Origin of the sequence: Methylobacterium sp. WL69, assembly GCF_008039485.1 — a bacterium.
Classification (GTDB): Bacteria; Pseudomonadota; Alphaproteobacteria; order Rhizobiales; family Beijerinckiaceae; genus Methylobacterium.
This window is the reverse complement of sequence record NZ_VRUZ01000045.1, coordinates 1-23,761: the sequence shown is the minus strand read 5'-3', so window position 1 is coordinate 23,761 and position 23,761 is coordinate 1. Positions and strand designations below refer to the sequence as shown.

Below are 23,761 nucleotides of genomic sequence, written 5' to 3'. Positions count from 1 at the left end.
GCCGATGGCCCTCTCCGGCCCGGCCGCGGCGCAGAGCCCGGCCAAAGACTTCCTGTTCCAGGAACAGCGCTTCAGTCGAGCCTGCCGGCCACCGCTGAAATATGCCGCCGGGGCGTGCGTTCGTCGCTGCCCCGCAGGCTATGAGGATATGGGTCGAACCTGCCGGCAGCGAAGCATGAGGGGGGGCGGCGGGTGGTAGCGCGCCCGTAGCCGTCTCCCGGGACACGCCAACCCGGCACGGGGATGCGGGCGACGGGATTCTTCAGCCCGGGGAAAACGGCGGCCTCGAAAAGCATCGGCCGGGTGAGCGCGTGAGGTTCTGTCGCAGGGCCTTCGAGGCCCCGCCTCGCGTTACCCGCTGCCGATGCAGGAGGCCCATATGGCAGCGAACAAAGACGTCACGAGCTACACCCTCAAGCAGGCCCTGGCTGCCAGGGTCGGTGATCACGTTGAGATCGCCGTCGAGGCTGAGGATGGCACCAAGTTCAAGATCGTCGCCACATCCGAGCAGCTCGAAGCGCTGACGGGCGATCTGGAGACGATCCTCGACGCGGACGATGCCGAGGCCGAGGCGTAATCGGCAGGAGGGGGCCATGGCAACACAGCCCTGTCGCCCCCTCCGAGCCTTGACGGACCCTACAAAGATTCGGGCTACGGGCGGTTCGCGTAAATCCGGTCGTTCCGCTTCACCCTGCGCACAGATGCCCCGGGGGGCCGCCGTTTCCAGCGCATACCCATGGGCCAGCAGATCGACCATGAGTCCCGCGGGTGTGACTACCAATCCGGCTGTCCCCCGGGGAACGAAAGTCCCCGGAACGGCGATGGGTTCGACCGGGGGCGAAGGGCCGTCCCGGAGCCGGGACGGCCCCGCCTATGCCGGCCCTCGGCGACGGCCGTGATCGAAGTCGCCGGGCGGTTCCCGACTACGTCGCCTGCGTGTCGAAGCGCTGGACGAGGCCATTCTCGTCATAGAGGTCGGTGCGACCGTCGACATCCCTTTCGGTGACGATCCCGATCGCTTCCGCGTCGCTGCCTGCCTGGATGTCCCGTACGTGAACGATCTGGCCGTCGCCGTTCCGGGTGATGGCGCGGTAGGATCGCCGTGGGGTGAGGGTCTCTTCCACAGCCATTGGCTCGGCATCTGGCAATACGTTTTTCCTCCCCGCCATTGCGCGCGATCCGGGTGGTACGCGCAAGGAAAGCCGGGAGTTTCAGGAAAAACATGGGCATCCGCGTCAGCGCCCTTCTCCGGATGGCCGCGCCGCCGGGAGGTTGCGCGGGACCATCATCGCGTCGATCGTTGGGGATTCTCGTCGGTTCCGGATTGGCCGTCGCAACCGGACCCCGCCCGGCAACCGTCGATGGCCCTCCGGCGGGTGACACCACCATGGGGGGAACGATCCCGTCGCCTCCCACAGAATCGTGAAGGCGGCGGGGCGGCATCGCCCTTCTGTACTAGTACCAAAATACTAGGTGGTCCTCCGGCAACGACAGTGCACGTGGGAATCAGTCATGACCGACGATCATGCCCCGACCGGCATCCGCCGCCAGTTTCTGGTGTGGGTTGCCTATGTCCGCATCGGGTTCTGGGTACTGAAGGAGGCCGGCTGCTGGTACCGGCCCTCCGCGCGGCGACGTCCCTGATTCCAATCCGCTTCCACGGTGACAGGCGCACGAAGGGCGGACGATGATTACGAAATCCGCAAGGCCCAGATCAGCGACAGGCTGACGGCGAGGAGGACGATCAGCGAGCCGGTCACCGCCAGGGTCACCCGGCCGCCGACCCGGGCCAGCACGCGGACGTCGACGCCGAGCCCGAGCGCCGCCATCGACACCACGGTGAGCAGGCCCGCCAGCCGGGTGATCGGCGGCGTGGCCGCGTCCGGGACGATCCCCAGGGAGCGCAGGGTCGCGAGCGCCAGGAAGCCGAGGATGAACCAGGGCACGATCTTGAAGAAGCCGAGGCGTCCGGGCCTGCCCTTCGGGGATGCGTCTTTCTTGGAAGACGCCCCCTGCCCGGAAGATGCGCCCTCCGGCGGCAGGTAGGGCGCGATGAACGAGAACGCGACCACGACGGGCCCGAGCATCAGGACGCGGACCAGCTTGACCAGGGTGCCGACCTGCGTCGCCAGGATGCCGACCGGGACCGTGGCGGCGAGCACCTGCGGCACGGCGTAGACCGTGAGGCCCGCGAGCGTGCCGTACTGGTGCTCCGACAGGCCCACGAGGGGGATGAACAGGGGCAGGCCCAGGACCATCAGCACGCCGAGGACGGCCGTGAAGGCGATGGCCGCGACCACGTCCTTGCTGTCGGCCCCGATCACCGGCGCCACGGCGGCGATGGCCGAGTTGCCACAGATGGCGTTGCCGCAGGCCACCAGGATCGCCATCCGGGCGGGCAGGCCGAGGACCCGGCAGATGGCGTAGCTCGCGACGATCGCCAGGACCACCGTGGCGACGATGCCCACGAGAAGGCTTGTCCCCGACGCGACGATGGCGCCGAGGCTGACGGAGGCGCCCAGCAGGGTGACGGCGAGTTCCAGAACCTGCTTGGCCGAGAACGCGATGCCGGCCCGGAAGCGCTCGCCCGGACTCCAGACGGTGCGCAGGGCGATCCCGAGCAGGATCGCGATGACGAGGGCCTCGATGTAGGGATGGCCCGTGGCGCGCTCCTCGATCGCCTGCACGGCCAGGGACACCAGGGTCACGGCGAGGCAGACGAGGATGCCCGGCAGGAGCGAGGCGATCTTGCCGGACGCGATCCTCGGCTGCGCCGTCCCGGCGCGTGCCGTCGCGAGGCCCTTGGCGCTCATGGTGCCTTCCCTTGAGGCACGAGGAAGGAACTTCTGCGTGTCCCGCCCCCCGGAGAACAACACTCTCCGCCCGCGGACATCTTCGCAAAACGCATCCATTGATCGAGCGAGCCCGAAGCGCGACATCTAAGCGTATGAGCAAGTGTAGCGACCAGCCGGCGATGGCCTTCGATCCGTTCGGCGAACCCGTCGAGATCGCTTGCCACGGCCCGTCCGCGACGGGTGACCGGCGCGCGCGCAGCGTCGCTCTGATCGGATTCTGGCTGATCGCCGCGACTCTGACGGCGGGCCGGATCTACTTCGCCGACGAGCCCGTGGCGCAGATGGTCGCGAATGCTCATGCGCAGGTCGCCGCCTTCATCACCGCCATCCTCTAAATCCGCCGACTGAAATCGGAGCGGGTCATCCATTCTGTCCCCGAGGTGGAGAGCCATGCCGGTTTGCGATGAGCCGGTCTCCACGTCTTCGAAAGCGTGCCCTAGTACGCCGCGGCGAGGTAATCCGCGATGGCCCTGGCGTCGGCCTCGTTGATCGGGGCGTGATAGACCTTCGTCATCTTCGTCACCTCACTGGTCCAGAACGCAACACCCTTCCCCGGCGGCTGCATGGCGATGTAGTCGACGGAATGGCAGGTCATGCAATTGGCCTGGGCCGCCTCGAACCCGGATTCCCGGCCGGCCGCCGGCCGCAACGATGCCGTCGGTTCGGGGAGTTCGTAGGTCCGCGGCGCGGCGATCGCGGGGAGGCTCGCCAAGACCCCCATACTCGCCAAGACCCCCATACTCGCCAAGACCCCCAGAGTTGCCAACAACCCGAGGCTCGCCGGCAGGATCGTCTGAGAACGCATCGTCATCCTGGCTGCCCTCACGCTGCCCGCACGCGGACGGTCTCGATGACGTTGCGCATGTAGCCCGGTGGGTTCCAGCGCGCGGCCATCGGCTGGACGCCCCCGTCGTTGCCCGTCGCCCGAACCCGGAGGGCGTGCGAACCGGCCGGGAGGTCGACCGACAGGGTCCAGGGCCGGAAGGAATAGCGCCCGAGATCGGGCCCGAGCATCGCCCCGGTCCAGGTGCGGCCGTCGTCGACGGAGACGGAGACCGCCGCGATGCCGGAGCCGCCGTCGAAGGCGATGCCGCGCAGGTCCGTCCGTCCGGCCCGGATCGTGGCCCCGTCGGCGAGGTTCGTCACGAAGGACCGGATGGTCAGGCGATGGATCGGCACGGTGGCCTCGGGGGTCTGGCCGGGCTCGACGCAGGCGCAGGCCGTGTCGGGAATGCGATAGGCCGATTTCATCCAGAAGCCCTCGTAGGGCTTGTCCAGCACCGTGATCGCGTCGAGGTGCTTGACCCAGTAGGTGCCGTAGAAGCCCGGGACCACGAGGCGCAGGGGGTAGCCGTTGAGCCAGGGCAGGTCCTCCCCGTTCATGGCCCAGGCCAGCATCACCTCGCCGTCGCGGGCGTGATCGATGGCGAGGGCCTTGGCGAAGTCCGGGGTTTCCGGGAGGACCGGGCCGTCGAGGCCCTCGAACATCACCTGCACGGCGCCGGCCTTCACGCCGGCCCGGTCGAGCACGGCTTTCAGCGGCACGCCCGTCCAGCGGGCATTGCCCATGGCGCCGTTGGCGAGCTGGCCGCCGGCGACGCGGGGCTCGACGAAGCCGCGGGAATTGCCCGAGCACTGGTTGACCGCGACGATCTCGGCGTTCGGCATCGCCTTGAGCTCGGCGAGGGACAGCGAGACCGGCCCATCGACATGCCCCGCGACCGTCAGGCGGAAGCTGTCGGGATCGATGGAGGTCGGGATGTCGGCGAGGTGATAGCGCACGAAGAAGGCGTCGTTCGGGGTGATCGCGCCCGCGTCGAAGACCGCGAACGGCGTCTCCAGCTGTGGCGGCCGCGCGGTCATCTGCAGCAGCGGGCGCTTGCCCGGATAGGCCACGAGGGGGCGCTCGCCGTTGCCGAAGGGCAGGGTGACGGCCTCGCCGGCCCGGGCCGCGAAGGGTGCAAGGGCGGCACCGAGAAGCCCGGCCCCGGCCTGCCTCAGGAGCGTTCTGCGATCGGTCTCGATCATCCCGGAATCTCCATGTCCCGCTGGCGGCCTCCGCGCGATCATCGCAGGACGGAGGCGTAGTGGATGTCCTCGGTGAGGCAGGTCGACAGGCGCCACTCCACCGGGCGGTCCTCGAGATCGACGGCGACGCGGTCGACTTCGAGGACGGGCGTTCCCGCCGGCTTGTCCAGCAGGGCCGCCTTGTCGGGGCTGAGCGCGATCGCCTTCAGGCGCTCGTGCGCGGTCGCGATCGTGATGCCGAACCGGGTCGCGTAGAGGCTGTAGAGCGTGTTCGGGAGCACCATCCCGGCCAGGCCGGGAAACAGGCTCGACGGGACCGCGATGGTCTCGAACAGGCAGACGCGCCCGTCGAGGGAGCGCACCCGCTCCAGCCGCACCACGCGCGCGTTGCGCAGGAGGGCGAGCCGGTCGCGCTCGTCGAGGGTGGCGGCGGCCTCCGCGATGGCGACGACGCGGCTCGACGGCGTCCCGGCGACCGCCCCGTCGGGCCTCAGCTTGAAGAAGCGGAAGACGCTCTGCTTGTCGTCGTGCTCGGCCACGAAGGTGCCGCGCCCCTGGCGGCGCACCAGGAGGCTGTCGGCGGTGAGCGCGTCGAGGGCTTTCCGCACCGTCCCCTGACTGACGCCGAGTTCGGCGGCGAGCACGCCTTCGCTCGGCAGGATCTGGCCCGGCTGCCAGACCGCATCGGCAAGGCGGCGCAGGAGCGTGTCGTAGACCTGTCGATAGAGCGGCCGGAAGCCGACCGCATTGCCACCTGTGCGTTCCATGTCGGTGCGCCGCTGCTCCCCGGGCGTGGGAGGAGGAAAGGAGAGGTTTCCCAGCACGGTGTCCCGTTCTTCGTTAAGGCCGAGCCCGGCTCCGGGCAATCGGTCGATCCGAAGGGCCGGAGGCCTGGGACGAAATCCGCTCGGGATGGCGGCCTTCATGGTCAGAGCGCCCCGATCTCGGCCACGAGGGCATCCGGGACGGTGAGCCCCTCGGCCTCGGCCCGGGTCCGGAGGGCGAGGCGGCGCGCGCCGGGCAGGCGCGCCCCGTCCTGCGCCTCGATGGAGCCCGCGAGATCGGCGAACCGGGCCAGGGCGCCGGGCCCGAACGCATCCGCCGCGATGGCGAGGACGAGTTGGCCGGTTCCCGGCGGATCGCCGTCGGCATCGAGGAACGAGCTCGCCTCGGCGGCGAAGCGCCCGCCCGTCAGGCCGGCAGCGAGAAGCTCCACCATCAGGGCGAGCGCGGTGCCTTTGGCATCGCCGAGGGGCACCATGGTGCCCTTCAGGGCCGCGCCCGGATCGGTCGTCGGCCGGCCCTCGGCATCGAGGGCCCAGCCCTCGGGAATGGCCTCGCCGCGCTGCCGGGCGGCCATGATCGAGCCGCGCGCCACCTTCGAGAGGGACAGGTCGATGACGATGGGCGCGCGCCCGGGCAGGGGACAGGCGAAGGCGAGGGGGTTGGTCCCGAACACCGCCCGCGACCCGCCCCAGGGCGCCATGGCCGCCGGGGTGTTGGCGAACAGGATCGCCACGAGACCGGCCTCGGCCAGGGCCTCCACGGGCCGCCCCGCCGCGCCGCAATGGTGGGAACGGCGGATGCCGGCCGCCGCGATGCCCTGGTCCCGGACCATCGGCGGAAGCGCCTCGATCACCGCGTCGAGGGCTGGATAGGCGAAGCCGTGGGCGGCATCCACCGCGAGGAGGCCGGGCCGGGGCCGCGTCGTCGCGACCGCCGCGTCGCCCACCACCTTCCCGGCCCGGACCTGCGCCGCGTAGGACGCCACCCGCGAGAGGCCGTGGCCCTTGAGCCCGTCGGCCTCGGCGCCGACGAGGGCCCGGGCGACGCTCCGTGCCGCGGGCGGCAGCGTCCCGCAGCGGACCAGGGCATCGGCCACGAGGGTGTGGGCTTCGGCGAGGGTCAGGGTCGTCATGGCTTTCAGCCCTCGGCGAGGTGACGGCGCACGGCCTGCGCCGTGACGGCCGAGACGCGCACGTTCGATTCCCGCGTCACCCCGGCGATGTGCGGAGTCAGGATGAGGTTGGGCAGGTCCCGGAACACGGCGCCCGCCGCCGCGTCCAGGGGTTCCTGCGGGAAGACGTCGAGGGCGGCCCCGCCGAGATGTCCGCCGCGCAGGGCCGCCGCCACCGCGGCGACCTCGACCACCTCGCCCCGCGCGGCGTTGATCAGAACGGCCCCGGCCGGCATCCGGGCGAGGGCCCGCGCATCGATCATCCCCCGCGTCTCGGGCGTCAGCGGCACGTGCAGGGACAACACGTCGCTGCCGGCGAGGAGGGCGTCGAGATCCAGGCGCGCAATCGTGCCGTAGCCCGGCCGCCACGCCGGATCGTCGGCCGGCAAGAGGGGATCGTGGGCCGCGACCTGCATGCCCAGGGCAACGGCGCGGCGCGCGGTCTCGCGGGCGATGGCGCCGAAGCCGACGAGGCCGAGGCGCTTGCCGGAGATCTCCCGGCCCATCAGCGCGTTGCGCGGCCAGGTTCCCGCCGCCACCGCGTCGGTCGCGCCGTAGGCGCCGCGCAGGAGCAGCATCGCCGTGCCGATGACGTACTCGGCGACCGCGACGTCGTTGGCGCCGGTGGCGGGATAGACCGCGACGCCGCGCGCGCCGCACGCCGCGAGATCGATGTTGTCGAGACCGACCCCGAGGCGTCCGACCACCTTGAGGTCGGGTGCGGCGGCCAGGAGCGCCGCGGTCACCTGCGTGCGGTTGCGGACCACCAGGGCGTCCGCGCCCGCCAGCGCCGCCATCAGGTCGGCGGGCTGGTCGACGAGGCCCGGATCGTAGAGGGTTGCGAACCCGCCGAGTTCGGCCGCGATGGCGGCTTCGTCCATGAATTCGCTGATGACGATCTTCGGCATGCGACCCTGGGAGGCTTCTGTCGTCGGCATGGCGCTTCGGCTCTGCTTGGCGAGGGGAGGCATGGTGCGAGGGGCCGTCGCGGCCGATCATCCACGATCGTGGGCGGGTACGGCACTGCCTGTCCGAACGGGAGACGCCGCGTTCCGGATCGGAACGCGGCGCGCGAGCCCGCCCGTCAGGCGCTGCGGTACAGCTTCGTCATCACGAACTCACGGTGGCCGAGGGATTCGGCGGCCGTGAGACGCCCGTTCGCCGTCCGGACCACCATGTCGATGAGCGCGTCGCCGGCCTGCGGGATGGTCATCTCCCGGGTGAGCACGCCCGAGACGTCGACGTCGATGTGCTCGCCCATGGTGCGGACCGTGCGCGGGTTTCCGGTGATCTTGATCACCGGGACGATGGGGTTGCCGATGACGTTGCCCTGGCCGGTGGGGAAGGTGTGGACGACGTAGCCCGCCGCCGCCATCAGGGTGATGCATTCGGCGGCCGCCGACGAGGTGTCCATGTAGTACAGGCCGGGCCCCTTGGCGGGTGCCTCCGCCGGCTGGAGCGCGTCGATGAAGCGGCTGTCGTGGCCGATCTTCTCGAGGTTGCCGAGTGCCTTCTCCTCAATGGTGCTGAGACCGCCGAGGATGTTGCCCTTGGTCGGCTGCGAATCGGAGAGATCGTCGGTCTTGTGGGCCTCGATGACGTCGTCCTGGTAGGACTTCCACATGGCGAACCACTTGTCGCCGATCTCGGGCGTGGCGGCGCGCTCGCGGCAGAGGTGCTCGGCGCCGGTGATCTCCGAGGTCTCGCCGAACACGCCGTAGATCCCCTGCGGGATCAGCTTGTCGTAGAGGTTGCCCACGGTGGGGCAGGAGGAAAGCCCGGTGGTGGTGTCGGACTCGCCGCATTTCGTCGAGATCCAGAGGTCGGCGATCGGGCATTCCTCGCGGGGCAGTTCGGTCGCCCATTGCACGAAGCGCTTGGCCTGGTAGCTGGCCTTGGCGATGGTGGCGATGTCGCCGTAGCCCTCGATGCCGAACCCGACCACGGGCTTGCCGGTCTTGGCGATGCCCTCGACGATCCGGTTGGTCCACTGGTCCTCGATGCCGATGACCACGACGGCCGCGACGTTCGGGTTCGAGCCGATGCCGATCAGGGTGCGGAAGTGGAGATCGAGATCCGCGCCGAACTGCAGGCGGCCATAGGCGTGCGGCAGGGCCATCGTGCCCTTGATGGAGTTGGCCACGGCCTCGCAGGCGGCATTCGACAGGTCGTCGAGGGGCAGAAGCACGACGTGGTTGCGCACGCCGACGCGGCCGTTCTCGCGGCGCCAGCCCATGAAGGTGGCGGCCTTGGTATCCGCGGAGGCGCGGCCGGAGCCGAGGGCCGTGGTGGCGAACTGGTCGGGGGCTCCGCCGACGAAGGGGAAGGTGGTCTCGGGGACGTTCATGATGTTCTCTCCGGGCATCGCCACCTCACCAGCGCTTCGTCTTGAGGTTCTGCACGTGGACGTGCTCGCCCTTGGCGACGTCCTTGATGATCTTCCCGATATCCTGGCCGTACTTGATGGCCGTATCGCCGGCCTTCAGGTCGGTGAGCGCCACCTTGTGGCCGATCGGGATGTCGTGCCGGACGTTCACCGCGAAGGTCGAATCATCCTCCGTGATGACGCCGAGGGCGTCGGTGTCGGCCCTGAGACCTTCGATGACGGCGACGGCGACGTTGTCCAGCGGGCTATGCGCGAGAAGGTGCGGCTTCGTGCGCCCCTCGCCCGATCCGGCGTGACTATTCATTCCGGGGTCCTCCTTGGTGAAGCCGTCGGCTCTTTGCTGCGACTGAGTCTTGTATAAGACAGCATAGTTCGACGCGTCAATCGAGGAAGCACCGCGTCGTTCCGCCCGGGCCGCATGAGCTGCCGAACGGGATGCAAAAAAATGAGAAATCGCGCCTAGGTGAGCGCCTACGGTGCACGCATCTGTCCGGTACCACAGGCGCACTTGATCGGGCATCATTCTTATATAAGACCAATATCGATCACGACGTCGTCCTGCTCGCGATCGACACCGCCCGCACCGCTCCCGCGTGCCGTCGGCGGCCGAGGAGCCAGAGGCGCATCGTGAGCGAGACCCTCCAGATCGTCCTGTGCCTGAGCTGCGCGGGTCTCGTGTCCGGCCTGACGGGCTTCGCCTTCGCGCTGGTGGCCTCCGGCACCCTGCTGTCGATCCGGGCGCCCATCGAGGCGACGGCGCTGGTGCTCACCTGCAGCATCCTCTCGCAGGCCCTGTCGGTGCTTCGGCTGCGGACCCTGCCGCCGCGCGCCACGGCACTCGCCATGATCGGTCCCGGGCTCGTCGGGGCGCCCATCGGGATCTACCTCCTGCAGGACCTCAACCCCGAACTGGTGAAGGTGCTGATCGGGATCTTCCTGATCTTGTACAGCGCCGTCGTGGCGACGCTGCGCAGCGACTACCGGGTGTCGTTCGGCAACGCCTGGAGCGACGGGGCGGTCGGGTTCCTCGGCGGCATCCTCGGCGGCATCGCCGGCCTGTCGGGCGCGCTTCCCACCGCCTGGAGCCTCGTGCGCGGCTGGGAACCGCGCATGCAGCGCGCCGTCTACCAGAGCTTCACCCTGGTCCTGCAGATCTGGTCCCTGGCGATCCTGGCCGTGTTCAATCCGTTCCCGCCCGAACTGATGGGCGACCTCGCCCTCGGGCTCCCCATCGTCCTCGTGAGCGTGCTGGCCGGGCTGTCGCTGTTCGGCCATATCGACCAGCGCCGGTTCCGATCGATCGTGCTCGCCCTGCTCGCTGCCATCGGCATCACGACGACCGCCCTGGCACTCCCCGGCCTGCTGCACTGACCCGCGCCCGCCCGGTCCCGGCGGTGCGCGGGATCGCCTCAGGCCGCCGCGTCGAGCAGGGATTCGCCGGGACGCACATGCGTGAAGGCAACGGGCTCCAGGGTGACGTCGAGGGTGGGGTCGCCCTGCCGCACGACGGTGTAGTGCGAGGTCGCGAGGTCCGAGGTGTCGGGGAAATCCTCGCGAAAATGTGCCCCACGGCTGTCGGTGCGGGCCAGGGCGGCGGCGCAGATCGACCTGCTGACGAGGACGAGGTTCTCGAGGTTCAGCCGGTCCATCCAGGTCAGGTTGTAGCGGCGGTCCCCGTCCGCGACGCCCGCCCGGGCGACGGCCCCGGCGAGGTCGTCGAGGCGGGCGCCGGCCCGGGCCAGCCCGGCGGCGTCGCGCAGGATGCCGACATCGTCCCACATCGTCGCGTAGAGGGCTTCGCGGATGGATTCGAGGTTCTCGGACGGGCGCCCGAGGGGACCGAAGGCACGCGCAAGGCCGGCCTCGATGGCGTTCGGATCGGGCTCGGCCAGGGTTGTCACGCTCCGGATGTCGCGCGCCATGGCGGCGCCGGCGAGGCCCCCGAACACGGTGGAATTGGCGACGCCGTTGCCGCCGAGGCGATTGGCGCCGTGGACCCCGCCGGTATCCTCGCCGGCGGCGTAGAGGCCCGGTACTTCGGTGCCGCAGCCGGGGCGGAAGGCGACCCCGCCCATCATGTAATGGGCGGTCGGGATGACCTCGACGCGCCCGCCCGCGAGGTCGAAGCCGCAATCGGCACAGCGCTCGACCATGCCCCTGAACATCCGCCGGACGTCGTCGGGGCCGAGATGGCTCATCTGGAGGTAGACGCCGCCGTTCGGGCTGGCCTGTCCGTCGCGGATGCGCCGCATGATCGAGCGGCTGACGACGTCGCGGGTCGCCCGCTCCGCGCGCGGATCATAGTGATGCATGAAGCGCTCGCCGGTGGCGTCGAGCAGCCAGCCGCCCGCGCCCCGCAATCCCTCCTCCAGCACCGTGCCGGTCATCCGGGTGCCCGCGCCGGCGAGGAGGCCGGTGGGATGGAACTGCACCATCTCCATGTCGCGCAAGGGAAGGCCGCCGCGCAACGCCATGGCGAGGCCGTCGCAGGTCTTGTCGCCGGACGGCGTGTGGAACCTGTACATGGTCGGACCGCCGCCCGTGGCCAGCAGGGTCGCCTTGGCGCGCACCAGGACCGGGATTCCGGTTCGCATGTCGAGCATGAGCACGCCGGCGAGGCCGGAGCCGTCCGCCGCCGGGATCAGGTCGAGGGCGCGGTGGTCCTCGAGGCGCCGGACGTCGCGGCGCCAGACCTGTTCGGACAGGCGGTTGATGATCTCGATGCCGGTGAGGTCGCCCTTGTGTACGGTCCTGTCGAAGGTCTGCCCCGCGAAGGCCTTCTGGTGGACGCTGCCGTCGGGGTTGCGGTCGAAGAAGCAGCCGAGCTCGGTCTCGAGTTCGCGGATGCGGACCTGCGCCTCGGTCACCAGGGTCCAGGCCAGGGCCTGGTCGTTGAGCCACTTGCCGCCCTCGATCGTATCCATGAAGTGGCGCTCGACGGAATCGCCCGGCGCCAGGGCCACGTTGTAGCCGCCCTGGACCATGCGGGTGCAGCCGCACTTGCCGAGCAGGCCCTTCACCGCGACGGTGACGTCGAGGTCGGGCGCGGTCTTCTTGGCATGAAGCGCCGCGAACAGGCCCGCCCCACCGGAGCCCAGGATGAGGATGTCGGTCTCGACGGTGGTGAGGTCAGCCCGCATCAGGTGGCTCCCAGGCTCTCGATGATGGCGTCGCGCCGGCCGGCGACGTCGCGCTGGACCTCGGCGAAGAGCGATCCGCCGTGGGAATCCATGCCGACGAGGAGGGGCCCGAAATCGCGGATCGCGAACTTCCACAGGCTCTCGGGGTGGAGGTCGTCGAGGTCGATGTCCTCGATCCGCTCGATCCAGGTGGTCTCCAGGGCGGCGGCGCCGCCGACGATGGCGAGGTAGGCGCCGCCCTGTTCGGCGAAGGCGTCGAGGGTCTTCGGGCCCATGCCGCCCTTGCCGACGATGAGGCGCACGCCTTCCCGCCGCATCAAGGCGTCGGTGAAGCGCTCCATCCGCATGGAGGTGGTGGTGCCGATGCAGAACGGCGCGTAGCCGACGGGGGCCTCGGCCGAGACCGGCACGCGGTGGACGTTGGGCGCCGTGTGGATGACGGCGTGACCCGACAGGTCGAGATGCGTGCGGCGGCCCTGGTCGAACATGTGGATCAGGGTCGCGTCCCGGATGCCGAACAGGGTTTTGCGCAGGGTGACGGTGTCGCCGATCCGCAGGGCGCGCGCCCGCGCGGCATCGATCGGCATGTCGAGAACGTGGTGCATGACGCTGCTCTCCCGGAGGCCGCTTGGATCAGTCGCAGACGCTTGGATCCGTCGCGGACGCTTGGATCAGTCGCGGACGTTTAGATCAGTCGAAGGCGATGCCGCCCGGCGTGAAGGTCGCTCGGGCGCGGCGGGCCGAATGGCACTGGATGTTCACCGCCACCGGATTCTGGGTGATGTGGGTCGCGGCGATCTCGACATGGACGGCGAAGCTCGTGGAGCGCCCGCCGAGCCCCTGCGGCCCGATGCCGAGCTCATTGACGGCGCGCGACAGCTCCGCCTCGATCCGGGCGCCGTCGGGGTCGGAACAGGCGGTGCGCAGCTTGCGGGTCGCCGCCACCTTGGCGAGGTGCATGCACAGGTCCGAGGTGCCGCCGATGCCGACGCCCACGATGGTCGGCGGGCAGACGCGGCCGCCGAGCTCGATCACCCGGTCGATGACGAAGCGCTTGACCGCGTTGATGCCGTCGGAGGGCAGCAGCATCTGCAGGAACGAGCCGTTCTCCGAGCCCGACCCCTTCGGGATCATCTCGATCGCGACCGTCTCGGGCCGGTCGTCGAAATCCACATGGATGATCGGCACGCGGATGCCGCAGGAGGTCTGCTCGTTCACGCGGGTGATCGGGTGGACCACGGAGGAGCGCAGGGAATGCTCGGTGGTGGCGCGCGCGCAGCCGCGCCGGATGGCGGCCTTGAGGTCGGCGCCGTCGAAGCGCACGTCGCGCCCGATCACCACGTTGTAGATCGGAATGCCGGTGTCCTGGCACAGGATGTTGCGCGTGCGCTCGGCCACCGCGATGTTTTCGACCATGGTGCCGAGGATCGCCCGGCCGGTGGCGCTGGTCTCCTCCCGCGCCAGGTCGGCGAAGCCCGCCTTGATGTCGGGGGGCAGGAGTTTCAGGGCACGGACGTAGAGGTCCCTGCACAAGGCTTCGACTTCGGAGAGATCGAGGTCCATGCCGGTCTCCTTAGGGGGTTGGGGGCGGAAGGGCCGAGGGTCAGGCGCCGCCGAGCAGGAACAGGAGCCCGACCGCCAGAGCCGCCGCCACGCAGAGCGAGACCATGAGCGCCGTCCGCTCGCGCGTGGCGAACCACTCGATGGCGAGCACGCGCAGTCCGAGGACGAGATGCAGGGCCAGCGCGCTGACGAGGCCCCATTCGGCCGTGCGCACGAAGCCGTTATGGGTCAGCCCGAGGAAGCTCTCCAGGCGGTCGGCCCCCTGCAGCGCGGTCCCGAGGGCGATGAAGTGCATCGGCAGGAACAGCGCGAGGGCGATGCCTGACAGGCGGTGCAGGAGGGCGGCGGCAAGGCCGGCGCGCGGGCGCGCCGCGCCGCGCCGGGGCAGGGGGGCCGCCTGCGTCCCGGCATTCATGCGATGTAGACCGCGAGGGCGGCGCGCAGCCCGAGGACGACCAGGAGCGCCGAGACGGCGAGCATCGCGCCGTCGAGGGAACGCCCGCGCCAGCCCGTCCACTCGCGCAGGATGCTGCGCAGGCCGATGGGCGCATGGATCGCCGCCGCGATGACGAAGACACCGTAGAAGGCGAGGAAGGCGCGGTTGCCCTGGGTGCGGCCGAGGATCTCCCCGGCGGTGAGGCCGCCGCGCACGGCGTACAGGATGGTGCCGAGATGGACCGCCACGGCGACGGCCAGGATCACGGCGGTGCCGCGCTGGGCGACGTAGAGGAGCGGGTTCATGCCGACCTCCGGAAGCGACGGGCGCCGAGCCGCCGGAGGGACGCTTTGGCGGTCTCGCGCTTGAGGCCCGCGATGGCGAAGGTCGGCGCCAGCGCCTTGGGGCAGCTCTCGGTGCAGCTCATGTGGGTGTGGCAGGATTGGCAGCCGGCATCGCCCGAGACGGCCTCGAGGCGTGCCTCCCGGCCCCGGTCGCGGACGTCGTTCACCAGGGTCCAGGCCCGGTTGAGGGCGGCCGGCCCGAGGTAGTCCGGGTTCCACGTCACCACGTCGCAGGCGGCGTAGCAGACCCCGCAATTGATGCACTCGATGCCGGCATCCACGGCCCGGCGCTCGGGCGAGTCCGGCGCCACCACGGCGAAGTCCACGGTCGGTGCATCGCCGGGCTCGAAGGCGCCGTGCGCGGCCGTCCACTTCTCGAAGAACGGCTCCATGTCGACGGCCAGATCCTTGACCACCGGCAGGTTGCGCAGGGGTTCGAGCGTCAGGCCGTCGCTCGCCGCCACCGCCGCGACCCGGGTGCGGCAGGTCCAGCGCGGGCGGCCGTTCACCATCATGGCGCAGGATCCGCACATGCCGACCCGGCAGGCGAAGCGGTAGGCCAGCGTCGGGTCCTGCTCGCGCTGGATCTCGGTGACCACGTCGAGGATGGTCTGGGCCGGGCGCCGCGCCACGGCGAAGGTCTGAATGCCGCCGTCCCGCCGGATGCGCACCGTCAGCATCGCCCCGGTCGCGGGCTCGACCGCACGACCGTTCAGCGCCGCGTTCGGGATCGGAGCGTTCATGCCTCAGCGCTCCGCCTTCGTGACGGCGCCGGGGAAGAACAGCTCGCCCTGGTCGGCGGCCTTGGCGCTGACAAGGCCGGCGCGGTTCATGTAGTCGAGATAGGCGAGCATGTTCAGGGGCGCGCTGGTCCAGCCGGTCTGCGGCGCGCGGATAATGTCCACCGCTTCGGCCTCGGTCAGCTTGGCGTTCTCCGCCTTGATCCAGAGGGCGGCGACCCGGTTGGGCTCCGCCTTGATCAGGGCCAGGCTCTCCTCCAGGGCGCCCCGGAAGGCGGCGACGATCTTCGGGTTGGCGGAGACGAAGCGGCTGCTCGCCCAGACGAGGTTGAAGGTGTGCGGCCCGCCGAGCACGTCGTAGCTGTCGAGCACCTTGCGGGCTTTGGGGTCCTTCAGCTCCACCTCCTGGAACGGCGGGGCGCCGAAATGCGCGGTGATCTCGGAGCGGCCGCCGAGCATCGCCGTCTGGGCGTCGGGGTGGCCCATGGAGACCGTGAGCGGATCGAGCTTGCCCTGCTGGCCGGGTCCGAAGGCCTTCTCGGCGGCCATCTGCAGGGTGATCGCCTGGATCGAGCTCTTGGCCGTCGGCAGGGCGATCTTGTCCTTCTCGGTGAAGTCCTTGATCGATTTCACCGCCGGATTCACCGTGACCAGCCAGAGCGGCATGGCGTTCAAGGCCGCCACGCCCTTGACCATCATGTTGCCCCGGGTGCGGCCCCAGATCGTCAGCATCGGCCCGACGCCGCCAGCGGCGAAGTCGAGGTTTCCCGACAGCAGGGCTTCGTTCATGCCGGAGCCGCCGGTGAAGCGCAGCCACTCGGTCGTCAGGTCAAGCCCCTGCTGGCGGGCATGCTTCTCGATGAGCCGCTCCTCCTCCATCACGGTGAGGGGCAGGTAGGAGATGCCGAACTGCTTGGCGAGGCGCACGACGGACGCCTCGGCCCAGGCTGCTCCCGATCCGGCCAGCAGGCTCGCCGTGACGAGGGCTGCGGCTCCGCAGAGCCGATTGAGACGGCCGAGCGCCATGTGTTCCTCCTCGTCTGCCCGAATTCTCTGGTCCGGTGCCGAGGGCCACGATAGCCTCGGGACGATCGCTGTCAACGGTCATATGTCATATATATGAGTTGCGCCTTGCCGAACGCCATCCGAACCGCCCCCAATCCTGCGCACCAAAACGAGCCCCTGGCGAGCCGCCCGCTCTACCTGCAGGCGCGCGACCTGATGCTGCGCCGGATCGTGGACGGAATCTGGACGCCCGGCAGCTACCTGCCGAGCGAGCCGCAGCTCGCCACGGATCTCGGCGTCTCCATCGGGACGATACGCAAGGCGATGGAGGATCTCGTCGGGCAGGGGCTGCTGGAGCGCCAGCACGGGCGTGGCACGCAGGTGGTGCCGCACTCGAGCGATCGCTCCCGCTTCCGCTTCCTGCGCTTCGTCCACGGCGACGGCCGGCCGTTCCGCCCCGTGGCCCACGTCCTCGCGGCCGGAATGGCCCGGGCCGATGCCGAGGACCGCGCCCGGCTCGGTCTGGCGGCGGGCGCGAAGGCGCTGGTCCTGCTGCGCACCCGCAGCGAGGACGGCGTCCCGATGGTCTACGAGCGCATCGCGCTGCCGGCGGACCTGTTCGCGCAACTCCACGCCGAGCCGGGCGCCGAGATGCTGGAGGAGATCTACGTGCTGTATCAGGCCCGCTGCGGCCAGACCGTGGCGCGGGCGCGGGACGAGATCGCCACCGACGGCGCGAGCGCCGCCGTCGCGGCCGCCCTCGGCTGCCCGCCGGCGGCGCCCCTGCTCCTCGTGCGCCGGGTGGCGGTGTCCCTGGCGGGCGCGCCGATCGAGTACCGTCAGAGCTGGACGGCGGCGCTGCACTACCGCTCCGACCTCGATTGACCGGAGCTCCGGACGGGTGGGACAGCTCCCGCCCCGGCCGGTCGCTTCAGATCCCGCGTGGGCGCTCTGTGCCCGGGACGGTCACGCCTGCATGCCCCAGCGCTGCAGGGTGTGGCGCTCGATGGTCTGGAAGATCAGGTTCTCGACGCAGAGACCGATGATGATCACCGTCAGCAGCCCGGCGAAGACGTTGGGGATGTCGAGCATGTTCTTGTTCTCGAAGATGAACCATCCGAGGCCGCCCGAACCCGAACTGACGCCGAAGACGAGTTCCGCCGCGATGAGGGTGCGCCAGGCGAAGGCCCAGCCGACCTTCAGGCCCGTGAGGATGCTCGGGAAGGCGGCGGGGATCAGGATCTTGGTGATCAGCCTGCCGCCGCGCAGGCCGTAGTTGCGGCCGACCATCTTCAGGGTGCGACTGACCGAGAGGAAGCCCGAATGCGTGTTCAGGGCGATGGCCCAGGTCACGGAATGGACCAGCACGAAGATGAGGCTGCCGTTGCCGAGGCCGAACCAGATCAGGGCCAGGGGAAGCAGGGCGATGGCCGGCAGGGGGTTGAACATCGACGTCATCGTCTCGAGGAAGTCGGTGCCGATGCGCGAGCTGATGGCGATGCCGGTGAGCACCGTCGCCAGGACGATTCCGAGGCCGTAGCCGATGAGCAGCACCTTGATCGATCCCCAGGCCCGCATCGGCAGCGTCCCGTCCGCGACCCCGTGGGCGAAGGCCGTCACCGTGGCGGAGAAGGTCGGGAACAGGAGATCGTTGTCGAGGATGCGCCCGTAGGCCTCCCAGATCAGGGCCAGCGCCGCCAGGATGACGAGCTTGCGCAGCCAGGCATGGTTGTAGAGCCGTTCGACCGTGGAGAGGGGCTTCTCGACGATGGCGCCCCCGTAGCTGCCGCCGCTGTCGCGGACGATCTCGGGGCGGCTCGGCCGCAGGACGATGGGAGACACGAGGGCCTTCGCGGTCCTAGACATTCTCTGCCTCCTTGATCTCTTCGGAAAACAGCATTTGGTGGATGCGTTGCTCCAGCAGGAGCACGTCCTGCGGTGAGCCGGCCGTGTTGAGCTCGGCCTTGACCTCGCCGGGATGGGGCGAGAGCAGCAGGATGCGCGAGCCGATCTTGATGGCCTCGGGGATCGAGTGGGTGACGAACAGGACCGTGAAGCGGGTCTCCTCCCACAGGGCCAGGAGCTCGTCCTGCATCCGCCGGCGCGTCAGGGCGTCCAGCGCCGCGAAGGGTTCGTCCATCAGGAGGATGTCGGGTTCCATCGCCATGCCCCGGGCGATGGCCACGCGCTGCTTCATGCCGCCCGACAGCATGTGCGGATAGCTGTCGGCGAAGGCGCTGAGGTTGACCTTGTCGATGTAGTGCATCGCCCGCTCGTCGGCGGCGCGGCCCGCCAGGCGCCCCGACGCCTCGAGGGCGAAGACCACGTTCTGGCGCACGGTCTTCCAGGGCAGGAGCTGATCGAATTCCTGGAACACCATCATCCGGTCCGGTCCGGGCTCGGTGACGACCTGATTCTTCAGGCGGATCTGGCCCTCCGTCGGGGCCATGTAGCCGCCGACCGATTTCAGAAGCGTGGATTTTCCGCATCCCGATGGCCCGAGCAGGACGAACCGGTCGCTCGGAAACACCTGGAAGCTGACCCGGTAGGTGGCCGTGACGAGATGATGGGGCGTCTTGTACCGGAGTGTGACGCCATCGACGTCGAGCAGGGGCTCAGTGAAGTCCGATGGCAGGCTTGTTGCCAAGCTCATAGCATCCTCCCTTCAGCCACCCGCATGGCGGCCATTCCATTTCCGTGAGCGGTCTGATGCCGCTTTTCACCCGGACGTCCGGCGCGCCTGCGACCCATAGCCCGGGCCACCGTGAATTGGCGGAATCTCGTGCCGCAACCGAGGGTTATGGTGCGACAGCGAGATCGGTCCGAACCGTCCGTAGGCTCTTGGATAACAAGCAAACTCGGCCCTGTAAACGGGTTATCTATCTAATATAAGACAGGAATTTATTGCTATTTTTGGATTTGATACGGGCCGGTTACCGCGCGGTTTGAGGGGGGCGATCCCGGTCTCGCGAACGCCACTTTGCCGGCCGGACGATCAAGACTCCATCCGACGCGGCGAGCGGCCGGCGTCGATGGGGCAAACGCAAGAAGACTCGGCAATAAGGTTCGGGATGCCCCGTGGCCATCGACATCGAGGCCACCTCCCGGCCGTGCACGCCCGCCGATGCCGACGACCGCGGGGGGGGCGTCTCGTTCAGGTCCGCATGTTCCCGTCCGGTGCGTCCGGCGCCGGCCCTACCCGACGAAGGTGTAGCCCATGAAACGCTTGGCCTCGATGGGGTCGAAGCCGAGGCGGGTGGCGAGCTTCTTGCGCAGCTTGCTCACGTGCCCCTCGATGACGCTCTCCTCGACGCCGTTGCTGTAGACGCCGTAGACCACGTTGTAGATCTGGGTCTTGGTCATCCGCTTGCCCCGGTTGCGCACGAGGCATTCGAGGATGTGGCGCTCGCGGCGCGGCAGGGACAGGGCTTCGCCGTCCACCTCGGGGTCGCGCCCGTCGAAGAACACCCTGAGGCGGTCTGTGGGGACCGGCGGCATGTCGCGGGGCGCCAGGGGCGCGCCGCCGTTGACCCGGCGCCAGATCGCCTCGGACCGGGCCAGGATTTCGCGGACATGGACGGGTTTCGGCAGCACGTCGTCGATGCCGGCCTCGAACAACAGCAGGGTCTGGTCGAGGGAGCGCACGTCGCTCAGCGCGATGATCGGCGCGCGGGAGAGCCTGCGGATGGCGCCGGCACACTTGGCCCGGTCCTCGAAATCACCCAGCAGGAAGCCCTGGATCGCTTCGCGGTCGAGGCGCGACGAGGCCTGAAACCAGTTGGCGAACTCGTCCGGCGCCAGACCGAGGGAAGAGATGCCCTCCCGGTCGAAGCTGGCCTTGTACCCGGCATTCACCGATTGCCGGGTGTCGACCAAGATATACATCTACCGCCTCCCCAGACGACCAGGCTCCGGCCGACAATCACACATCGCTTGCATTCGGTTTACGTCTTCCCCATCCCAAGCCGCGGGTCGATTTTCCCTATGATGTGTTTGGATTGGTTCGGGAATACAGTTCGTTTTATCGGGAAATCAAGTTTTTCCCTTAAATATGCTGATATCTGTCCAGCATTCTGTACGGTCTCGTCCGAAGTTCTTCATCGCATGGTGATTCGTGCCCGCTGGACTATCCATGTCCGGCGCACGAAGGCAGGTCAATGGCCTGTCTGACATAGGTCACCGATCGTCCCATCCTGAGTCCATTGGAGCAGGTGGGAGATCAAGTCTTGGTTGTATCGATGGAGGGCGATCCGGGCGGCTGCGCGCCGCGCGCCTCCGGGCGGATTCAGACCGCCGCGGGGGCGATCCGGGCGCCGTCGAGGGCGCTGGCGAAGCCGTCGAGGCAGAAGCCCGGCCCCGTGTCGCCCTCCTGGTCGGCCAGGATGCGCTGGATCGCGACGCCGACATAGACGCCGTCGAGGACGAGCTTGAAGAACACCGTCACGGGCGCGGTGACGAACTCCATGTCGAGGACCACGGTGAGCGAGCGCCCCCAGTCGAAGCGCACGTCGGCCCCGTCTGCATACGCGATGGTGGCTTCCTTGAAGAACGGCTCGGCCGAGGAGGCGACGAGGTCGGCGATGTTGCCGTGGCGCCCGCCCTGCACCCATCCGATGAGGATGCCGCCGTCGAGGAGACAGAGTTCGGCGATGAAGTCGCGGATCGCCGTGGCGAAGACGCGCTCGGCCGCTGCGAGCACATCTTCGGTGCCGCTCGATTCCAACGTGGGACGAGCGCTCATCAGCGGGCTTTCGAGAACAGGAAGAACAGGACTTGGGCCACTGCGCTGTAGAACTCCGCCGGAATCATCTGATCGACTTCGACACTGTCATACAGGGACCTTGCGAGAAGCTTGTCTTCCACCACCGGAATGCCGTTCGCCTCGGCGATTTCACGGATACGCAGGGCCAGGAGATCCTTGCCCCTGGCGAGAACCAGGGGCGCGGGCTGTTCGTCGCGGGCATAGCGCAAGGCAATGGCGTAGTGGGTCGGGTTGGCGATGACCAGGGTGGCGTTCTTCACGTTTGCGAGCATGCGCTTGCGCGAGCGGTCCTGTGCCATGGACCGCAGGCGGCCCTTGACCAGGGGATCGCCCTCGGACTGCTTGTGCTCGTCCTTGAGATCCTGCTTCGACATGCGGATCGAGCGCTGCCAGCGCAGGCGCGACCAGACGAGGTCGGCCGCCACGATGACGATGGTGGCGATGCTGACCACCGACACGAGGCGGATCGCCACGGTGAGGATCAGGTCGGGGATCTGGCTCGGGTCGGAGAACATGGCATTCACGGCTTTGTTGCCCTCCGAGCGCAGGAGCAGCAGGGCGACGACGGTGACGCTCAGGAATTTAAAGAGCGATTTCAGGAATTCGACCTGACCCGATTTTCCGAAGATCCGTCCCCAGCCCTTGGCGAGCGAGATCCTGGACCATTGCGGCCGGATGCGCTCGCCCACCACGCTCGGCACGTTCTGCACCAGGGAGGCGACGAGGCTGCACCCGCCCAGGATCGCCAGGATCGGGATCAGGAACCGGGCCGCCGCCAGGGCGGTGCCCTGGAGGATCATGGCGGCGTCCTGGCTGTTCCCGAGGGCGAAGTCGCGCGGGTGGTCGATGAACGGGATGAGGTCGCGGACCAGGGGGCCGGTCCCGTCGCGCACCACGAGGCTGAGCGCGATGAGCAGCCCGAGGATCGAGGCGAAGACCGGCGCCTCGCGGGAGAACGGGACGTCGCCCTTCTCGACGGCGTCGCGCACCCGCTTCTCGGTGGCGTCCTCGGTCTTGCTCTCCTGATCGTCAGACATGCGGGCGGCCGCGTGGCCGGACCGTGATTTCGCCGGTCACGGGCTCGCCGCCCTCAGCGGACGAGGGGCTCAACCTCGCCTCCGGCGTTGATCTCGATGTCGCCGCGCCCGGCCATCTCCATAGCGAGATCGGTGATGGAGCGGCGGGCCTCCAGCACGTCCTTCTGCGCCGCCGGCTCGCCACCGTTGAGCTCGTGCTCGACCATCCGCTTCACCCGGGCCGAGAGGGCGCCGAGGACCACGGTGCGGAACTCCGCGTCCGTGCCCTTGAGGGCCATGACGAGGCGGTCGTTGGGCACGGCGTCGAACAGGGTGGTGCGCGCGCGGGGCGCCAGCTTGACGATGTCGTCGAAGGTGAACAGCAGGCCCTTGAGGATCTCCACGGATTTGGGACGGGATTCCCCCAGGCTCGTCAGCACGTCGTCGATCTGCGTGCGCTCCATCTTGTTGATGATGTCGGCCATCTTGGCGTGGGTGTCGGCCCCCGAATTGCGCGAGCCGTTGATGAGGAAGTCCTCGTGCAGGGCACGCTGGACCGACTGCATGATCTCGTCGACCACGGGCTTGAACGTCAGCATCCGGCGCATCACCGTGTTGCGCAGGGGCAGGGGCAGGTGGGCCATCACCTTGGCGGCGGTGGCCGGCTTGATCCGCGACAGGATCAGGGCCGCCGTCTGGGGATGCTCCTTGACGAGGGTGCTCGCCAGGACGGTCTCGGAGACCTCCGACATCCGGTCCCAGACGGACCGGGTGGAATCACCGCGCACGTCGGCGAGGATCTCGGCGAGCTGGGCGGCCGGGATCAGGCCGGTGAGAAGCTTCTCGACTTCCTGTACGGTGCCGATGAGGCTGCCGCCGTTGGAGAACTCGCCCGAGAACGCATCCACGATGGTGTCGAGCTGATGGGCACTGACGGAGCCGAGCTGCATCGCCGAGCGGGTGATGCGCTTGATCTCGTCGGCCTCGAAATACTTCAGCAGGCGGCCGGCCGCCGGCTTGCCCATGGCGAGCAGCAGGGCCGCGACCTCGTCCACGGGGGCGAGCTGGCGCGGGAGTCCCGGGGATTTCTGGGGGATCGGCACGCTGCCCACGCTCATCGGGTCAGCCATTCTGTCCGGAATCGGCCGGGCCGACGATCTCCGTCAGGGAGACCCCGAAGCGGGAATTGTCCTCTTCCACCACGACGATCTCGCCGCGGGCGACCACGCGCCCGTTGACGGTGACGTCCACGGGCTCGCCGACCCGGTGGTCGAGGGAGACGATGGCGCCGCGCCCGAGCTTCATCAGGTCGGCCACCGGCATGGTCGCCGAGCCGAGCACCACCTGGATGAGGACCGGAATGCGCAGGATCGAATCGATGTTGCGGGTGTCGCCGATGCGGGCCTCGGCGGCCGGGGCGGCGGCCGGCGCCACGCTCGGGAAGACGGGAGCGATGCCCGCCGGGGGGGCGTCGTCGAAGGGGCTGTTGCTCATCGTCCGCTCGTCAGGGGGGGGCGTCGGGGGTCAAA

29 protein-coding genes are annotated in these 23,761 nt (G+C 69.2%); 6 read left to right on the top strand and 23 right to left on the bottom strand.

Annotated elements, in window-relative coordinates:
• The first annotated feature begins 4 nt into the window (after positions 1 to 4).
• Together FV218_RS23230 and FV218_RS13545 are read left to right on the top strand one after the other, a co-directional pair.
• On the top strand, positions 5 to 199 hold the full coding sequence (locus tag FV218_RS23230; RefSeq protein ID WP_246685116.1) for a hypothetical protein: 195 nt from the start codon (positions 5 to 7) through the stop codon (positions 197 to 199).
• 180 nt (positions 200 to 379) lie between these two features.
• Positions 380 to 577, top strand: a complete 198-nt coding sequence (locus FV218_RS13545) for a hypothetical protein (protein WP_056089312.1) — start codon at positions 380 to 382, stop codon at positions 575 to 577.
• A gap of 346 nt (positions 578 to 923) precedes the next feature.
• Here the strand turns inward: FV218_RS13545 and FV218_RS13540 are convergent, their stop codons facing one another.
• On the bottom strand, positions 924 to 1,124 hold the full coding sequence (locus FV218_RS13540; protein ID WP_147710121.1) for a hypothetical protein: 201 nt from the start codon (positions 1,122 to 1,124) through the stop codon (positions 924 to 926).
• A gap of 388 nt (positions 1,125 to 1,512) precedes the next feature.
• Between FV218_RS13540 and FV218_RS23450 the strand changes: the two genes are divergently transcribed.
• Complete coding sequence (locus FV218_RS23450; protein WP_274533112.1) at positions 1,513 to 1,644, top strand: hypothetical protein; 132 nt, start codon at positions 1,513 to 1,515, stop codon at positions 1,642 to 1,644.
• 47 nt (positions 1,645 to 1,691) lie between these two features.
• Here FV218_RS23450 and FV218_RS13535 read toward each other — a convergent pair whose 3' ends face one another.
• Positions 1,692 to 2,813, bottom strand: a complete 1,122-nt coding sequence (locus FV218_RS13535) for a YeiH family protein (protein WP_147710120.1) — start codon at positions 2,811 to 2,813, stop codon at positions 1,692 to 1,694.
• Positions 2,814 to 2,947: 134 nt separating this feature from the next.
• Between FV218_RS13535 and FV218_RS13530 the strand changes: the two genes are divergently transcribed.
• Complete coding sequence (locus tag FV218_RS13530) at positions 2,948 to 3,190, top strand: hypothetical protein (protein WP_147710119.1); 243 nt, start codon at positions 2,948 to 2,950, stop codon at positions 3,188 to 3,190.
• Between the two features lie 101 nt (positions 3,191 to 3,291).
• On the opposite strand, the gene FV218_RS13525 is transcribed toward FV218_RS13530, so the two are convergent.
• From FV218_RS13525 to FV218_RS13495, 7 genes are all read right to left on the bottom strand, one after another.
• Positions 3,292 to 3,576, bottom strand: a complete 285-nt coding sequence (locus FV218_RS13525) for a cytochrome c (protein WP_348642032.1) — start codon at positions 3,574 to 3,576, stop codon at positions 3,292 to 3,294.
• A gap of 101 nt (positions 3,577 to 3,677) precedes the next feature.
• The gene (locus tag FV218_RS13520) at positions 3,678 to 4,883 is read right to left on the bottom strand and encodes a molybdopterin-dependent oxidoreductase (RefSeq protein ID WP_147710118.1); all 1,206 of its coding nucleotides are present in this window, start codon (positions 4,881 to 4,883) and stop codon (positions 3,678 to 3,680) included.
• A gap of 38 nt (positions 4,884 to 4,921) precedes the next feature.
• On the bottom strand, positions 4,922 to 5,650 hold the full coding sequence (locus FV218_RS13515) for a GntR family transcriptional regulator (protein WP_147710117.1): 729 nt from the start codon (positions 5,648 to 5,650) through the stop codon (positions 4,922 to 4,924).
• Positions 5,651 to 5,811: 161 nt separating this feature from the next.
• Positions 5,812 to 6,801: an Ldh family oxidoreductase gene (locus FV218_RS13510; RefSeq protein ID WP_147710116.1), complete on the bottom strand. Its 990-nt coding sequence runs from the start codon at positions 6,799 to 6,801 to the stop codon at positions 5,812 to 5,814.
• 5 nt (positions 6,802 to 6,806) lie between these two features.
• A complete protein-coding gene (locus FV218_RS13505) occupies positions 6,807 to 7,748 on the bottom strand; it encodes a hydroxyacid dehydrogenase (protein ID WP_147710124.1) in 942 nt (313 codons plus the stop codon).
• Positions 7,749 to 7,924: 176 nt separating this feature from the next.
• Positions 7,925 to 9,187 carry a UxaA family hydrolase gene (locus FV218_RS13500; RefSeq protein ID WP_281407829.1) on the bottom strand — a complete coding sequence of 421 codons (1,263 nt, stop codon included), beginning with the start codon at positions 9,185 to 9,187 and terminating at the stop codon, positions 7,925 to 7,927.
• Between the two features lie 25 nt (positions 9,188 to 9,212).
• Positions 9,213 to 9,530, bottom strand: a complete 318-nt coding sequence (locus FV218_RS13495) for a UxaA family hydrolase (protein WP_056089287.1) — start codon at positions 9,528 to 9,530, stop codon at positions 9,213 to 9,215.
• 323 nt (positions 9,531 to 9,853) lie between these two features.
• On the opposite strand from FV218_RS13495, the gene FV218_RS13490 reads away from it, so the two are divergent.
• A complete protein-coding gene (locus tag FV218_RS13490; protein ID WP_147710114.1) occupies positions 9,854 to 10,597 on the top strand; it encodes a sulfite exporter TauE/SafE family protein in 744 nt (247 codons plus the stop codon).
• 38 nt (positions 10,598 to 10,635) lie between these two features.
• On the opposite strand, the gene FV218_RS13485 is transcribed toward FV218_RS13490, so the two are convergent.
• The 7 genes from FV218_RS13485 to FV218_RS13455 all read right to left on the bottom strand — a co-directional run bounded on the left by FV218_RS13485 (position 10,636) and on the right by FV218_RS13455 (position 16,475).
• A complete protein-coding gene (locus FV218_RS13485) occupies positions 10,636 to 12,366 on the bottom strand; it encodes an FAD-binding protein (RefSeq protein WP_147710113.1) in 1,731 nt (576 codons plus the stop codon).
• The gene (locus tag FV218_RS13480; protein WP_147710112.1) at positions 12,366 to 12,971 is read right to left on the bottom strand and encodes a fumarate hydratase C-terminal domain-containing protein; all 606 of its coding nucleotides are present in this window, start codon (positions 12,969 to 12,971) and stop codon (positions 12,366 to 12,368) included. The genes FV218_RS13485 and FV218_RS13480 overlap by 1 nt, the downstream gene beginning before the upstream one ends.
• A gap of 85 nt (positions 12,972 to 13,056) precedes the next feature.
• Complete coding sequence (locus FV218_RS13475) at positions 13,057 to 13,929, bottom strand: fumarate hydratase (protein ID WP_056089275.1); 873 nt, start codon at positions 13,927 to 13,929, stop codon at positions 13,057 to 13,059.
• Positions 13,930 to 13,969: 40 nt separating this feature from the next.
• On the bottom strand, positions 13,970 to 14,344 hold the full coding sequence (locus tag FV218_RS13470) for a succinate dehydrogenase (protein WP_147710111.1): 375 nt from the start codon (positions 14,342 to 14,344) through the stop codon (positions 13,970 to 13,972).
• Entirely contained in the window at positions 14,341 to 14,670 is a 330-nt protein-coding gene (locus FV218_RS13465) for a succinate dehydrogenase (protein ID WP_056089271.1), read from the bottom strand. Before FV218_RS13465 ends, FV218_RS13470 begins: the two co-directional genes overlap by 4 nt.
• Positions 14,667 to 15,452 (bottom strand): succinate dehydrogenase/fumarate reductase iron-sulfur subunit, encoded by a 786-nt coding sequence (locus FV218_RS13460; RefSeq protein WP_147710110.1) that lies wholly within the window; start codon positions 15,450 to 15,452, stop codon positions 14,667 to 14,669. Before FV218_RS13460 ends, FV218_RS13465 begins: the two co-directional genes overlap by 4 nt.
• 3 nt (positions 15,453 to 15,455) lie before the next feature.
• Positions 15,456 to 16,475: an ABC transporter substrate-binding protein gene (locus tag FV218_RS13455; protein ID WP_056089266.1), complete on the bottom strand. Its 1,020-nt coding sequence runs from the start codon at positions 16,473 to 16,475 to the stop codon at positions 15,456 to 15,458.
• Between the two features lie 105 nt (positions 16,476 to 16,580).
• Here FV218_RS13455 and FV218_RS13450 point away from each other — a divergent pair, with 105 nt between their 5' ends.
• Complete coding sequence (locus FV218_RS13450) at positions 16,581 to 17,339, top strand: GntR family transcriptional regulator (protein ID WP_187273057.1); 759 nt, start codon at positions 16,581 to 16,583, stop codon at positions 17,337 to 17,339.
• 81 nt (positions 17,340 to 17,420) lie between these two features.
• Here FV218_RS13450 and FV218_RS13445 read toward each other — a convergent pair whose 3' ends face one another.
• The 7 genes from FV218_RS13445 to fliN form a co-directional block, all read right to left on the bottom strand.
• On the bottom strand, positions 17,421 to 18,320 hold the full coding sequence (locus FV218_RS13445; protein ID WP_056089261.1) for an ABC transporter permease: 900 nt from the start codon (positions 18,318 to 18,320) through the stop codon (positions 17,421 to 17,423).
• Positions 18,313 to 19,107, bottom strand: a complete 795-nt coding sequence (locus FV218_RS13440) for an ABC transporter ATP-binding protein (RefSeq protein ID WP_147710108.1) — start codon at positions 19,105 to 19,107, stop codon at positions 18,313 to 18,315. The genes FV218_RS13445 and FV218_RS13440 overlap by 8 nt, the downstream gene beginning before the upstream one ends.
• Positions 19,108 to 19,649: 542 nt before the next feature.
• Positions 19,650 to 20,339 carry a response regulator transcription factor gene (locus tag FV218_RS13435; RefSeq protein WP_147710107.1) on the bottom strand — a complete coding sequence of 230 codons (690 nt, stop codon included), beginning with the start codon at positions 20,337 to 20,339 and terminating at the stop codon, positions 19,650 to 19,652.
• 400 nt (positions 20,340 to 20,739) lie between these two features.
• Positions 20,740 to 21,195 (bottom strand): hypothetical protein, encoded by a 456-nt coding sequence (locus FV218_RS13430; protein WP_056089251.1) that lies wholly within the window; start codon positions 21,193 to 21,195, stop codon positions 20,740 to 20,742.
• On the bottom strand, positions 21,195 to 22,253 hold the full coding sequence (locus tag FV218_RS13425; protein ID WP_147710106.1) for an EscU/YscU/HrcU family type III secretion system export apparatus switch protein: 1,059 nt from the start codon (positions 22,251 to 22,253) through the stop codon (positions 21,195 to 21,197). Before FV218_RS13425 ends, FV218_RS13430 begins: the two co-directional genes overlap by 1 nt.
• A 53-nt stretch (positions 22,254 to 22,306) precedes the next feature.
• Positions 22,307 to 23,350 carry a flagellar motor switch protein FliG gene (locus FV218_RS13420; protein ID WP_187273056.1) on the bottom strand — a complete coding sequence of 348 codons (1,044 nt, stop codon included), beginning with the start codon at positions 23,348 to 23,350 and terminating at the stop codon, positions 22,307 to 22,309.
• A gap of 4 nt (positions 23,351 to 23,354) precedes the next feature.
• A complete protein-coding gene (gene fliN / locus FV218_RS13415) occupies positions 23,355 to 23,726 on the bottom strand; it encodes a flagellar motor switch protein FliN (protein WP_056089245.1) in 372 nt (123 codons plus the stop codon).
• Between the last annotated feature and the right edge of the window lie 35 nt (positions 23,727 to 23,761).